The 3127-nt window shown below is 42.3% G+C and carries 2 protein-coding genes and 2 pseudogenes; all 4 read right to left on the bottom strand.

The features are described 5' to 3' along the window. Positions 1-346, bottom strand: a pseudogene (locus V7D75_RS11335) (riboflavin synthase); the annotation flags it as partial. A gap of 465 nt (positions 347-811) precedes the next feature. Continuing rightward, a complete protein-coding gene (ribD, locus tag V7D75_RS11340) occupies positions 812-1867 on the bottom strand; it encodes a bifunctional diaminohydroxyphosphoribosylaminopyrimidine deaminase/5-amino-6-(5-phosphoribosylamino)uracil reductase RibD (RefSeq protein ID WP_333614639.1) in 1056 nt (351 codons plus the stop codon). Between the two features lie 109 nt (positions 1868-1976). Next, on the bottom strand, positions 1977-2435 hold the full coding sequence (gene nrdR, locus V7D75_RS11345; protein WP_068405041.1) for a transcriptional regulator NrdR: 459 nt from the start codon (positions 2433-2435) through the stop codon (positions 1977-1979). A 108-nt stretch (positions 2436-2543) separates the two neighbouring features. After that, a pseudogene (gene trmE / locus V7D75_RS11350) lies at positions 2544-3127 on the bottom strand (tRNA uridine-5-carboxymethylaminomethyl(34) synthesis GTPase MnmE); the annotation flags it as partial.

A 3127-nucleotide genomic window follows, 5' to 3' on the forward strand; every position in this document is an offset into this window, starting at 1 on the left:
CATCTTTTTGCAATTTACTAACCACGCCTACGCCATCAACGTGACCGGCGACGATATGCCCACCAAAACGGGTGGTTGGTAGCATGGCTTTTTCTAAGTTCACCGTATAACCGGGCTTTAAATCTGCCAGCGCTGTACGAGCGATCGTTTCACGTGAAACGTCGACAGAGTAATAATTACTACCAAACTCCACTACCGTTAAGCAAATGCCATTTGAAGCAATAGAATCCCCCAATTTCACATCGCTAAAATCTAAGCCATCAGATTCGATGGTCAAGCGGATATCACCACCCGTTGGCTGCATAGACTTTACTTTGCCAACGCTTTCTATAATTCCAGTAAACATATTAACCTCTTGGTATTTTTTATGGCCGTTAAAGGCAGCATATATTATTTGAGCCTATTATTTCATTCAAAATCAATAACGATAATCGCTATTAGTATTTAAGCTATTTATAGCGCTTACTGTAAAATTAGCGTTAATAAAAAGACGCAGGGGATAAACTGTGGATAACTAGCGTTGATTTAAGAAGGAGTAGCATGAGAACCTTGGTTTCTAAAGAGTTATCCACAATAAGTCTGTTTTTTAATAATTATCCACTACACTTAAATTATATATGTAAGTTATTGATTCTAAATGACTTATAGCTTTAAAACATTATTAAAAATTACTGATAAGTTTCATGTGAAACAAAGTTATACACAGTTCCATGTGAAACCTCGATAAAACTACTTTATTTATCCACGTATAGTGTACACAGGTTTAATCTTGTGGATAAAATATTGAAAGACAAGGCATTTATAACGCCGACTATAAAGGTAACAAGGTAAGCTTAAGATCAGTACCAAGCTGCTCATGACCGTGAATATCAAAACGTAGCTGCTGCGCTAACGATAATGGATTGATAGCAACCATAGGACGCGCCTCACTCCCTAATAAGCAAGGTGCTTGATAAACAATGAGCTCATCCACCAGTTGCTGTTGTAAAAAGCTACCTGCAACACTTGCGCCCGCCTCTACTAATACGTCATAACAGTGATGTTCACTCACTAAGTTCTTTAATAACTCTATTAAACTTTCTTCACGCCAATAAAGAGTTTTTGGACTCTGGCATAGCTGATAGTCAGACTGTAAATCGTGTTTTAATCGTCCTCGTCTATCGAGTATCACTATTTTAGGCGATGGTACTTGTTCAGGATTAATACCTAGTTGACTAGAGCGCACGTTTAATTGCGGATTATCAACGATGATCGTTTCACTGCCTGTGATAATAGCGCCACTTTGCGCACGCAGTTTCTGTACATCTTCGCGCGCCGCAGTGCCCGTGATCCACTTCGACTCTCCAGACGCCATAGCGGTACGACCGTCAAGACTGGTGGCAATTTTAAGCCTGACATAAGGCATTTGGCTACGCATCGCCTTTAAAAAGCCCTTATTTAAAGCTTCTGCTTGCGCTGTTAGCACGCCAACGGTAACAGCAATGCCTGCTTGTTCTAAAAGTTTCACACCGCGACCAGCCACTTGTGGATTGGGATCAAGACCGGCAATGACAACACGCTTTACTCCAGCTTTGATAAGACCTAAGGCACAGGGCGGTGTACGTCCGGTATGACTACAAGGCTCTAAAGTATCATAAGCGGTCGCACCAATCGCGCGCGTGCCGGCTTCTTTTAAGGCAAAAACCTCAGCATGCGGTTGCCCCGCTTTAGGATGAAATCCTTGGCCAACCATTTTATCCGCTTGCACAATCACACAGCCGACCGACGGATTTGGACGCGTCGTATACAGACCATGTTTAGCCTGCTCAATGGCGAGCATCATAAAATAGCGGTCTTTGGCGTCTTGAGAATGATTTGAGTTTGGCATAAAGGTGGACTTAATCAACGACTGATAATTATTATTAAAGATTTTATAGAGTAGAGTGAGTAAGCAATATAAACTTGAAAGTAGGCTAAATACTTAGCATGAGTGATGCTTATTTTTCATTAGGACGGATATTGGCAATTTCTTGATGAAAAGCGTCGATATCTTGAAAATCACGATAGACACTGGCAAAACGTACATAAGCGACATCGTCAAGCGTCTTAAGCTCACTCATAATAATCTCACCCAAAACTTTACTGCTCACCTCGCGCTCGCCCATTTGGCGTACGCGCTTTTCGATACGACTAATCATGGCCTCTTGCTCATCGATGGTAATCGGACGTTTTTGTAGCGGTAATAAAATCGAGCGGCGCAATTTGTCATTATCGTAAGGTTCGATTTTGCCACTTGATTTGATAATACGCGGCATCACCACTTCTACCACTTCAAAGGTCGTAAAGCGTTCCTGACAGCTATTACATGAGCGGCGGCGGCGTACTTGCGCGCCATCAGCTGCTAGCCGTGAGTCGATAACTTTGGTATCTGACGCATTACAATACGGACAATGCATACGCTTTTCCTTAGGTTAATAGTGCGGGCGAATATAATTATTGATAGGACTAAACTTTCTAAAAAATGATAATTTTACTATGCAGATAAAGAAGCAGACTTTTACTCGTTATTTGCCAATACAAAAACTACCAAAAATTTTTCCTAATAAATCGTCAGCGCTAAATTCACCCGTAATTTCTCCCAAACTTTGCTGCGCTTGGCGTAGGCTTTCTGCCACCAACTCACCTGCTTTAAACACTGTCAGCTGCTCATGTGCCTCTACTAGCGAATCAGCGGTACGTCTCAGCGCATCAATATGTCGTGTACGGGCGATTAAGCTATTCTCTGGCGGATGAAAACCTACTTTAGCACATAAGGTTTCAACTAAATCATCAATTCCTGCGCCTGTTTCACATGAAACATTGACCTGCTCATAGCCATGATTTTTTATTTCTGCTTGTGAAGTAGCGATTCTTTCTTTACTGCTGTTATCGTTTAATAAATCGCTTTTATTGGCAATAATCAGTAAGCGCTTGGCTTCTGGCAACTCGCCAAATAGCTGTTCAGCCAGCTGTAATGGCGTGCTGTCACTTTCAAGGTCGCGAGTCACGTCATAAACCATCAGCAGCATATCAGCCTGCATAATCGCCGTACGCGCACGCTCAATACCGATACGCTCGACCGTATCTTCAGTCTCGCGCAGACCTGCGG

Origin of the sequence: Psychrobacter sp., assembly GCF_036731945.1 — a bacterium.
Taxonomy (GTDB): Bacteria; Pseudomonadota; Gammaproteobacteria; order Pseudomonadales; family Moraxellaceae; genus Psychrobacter.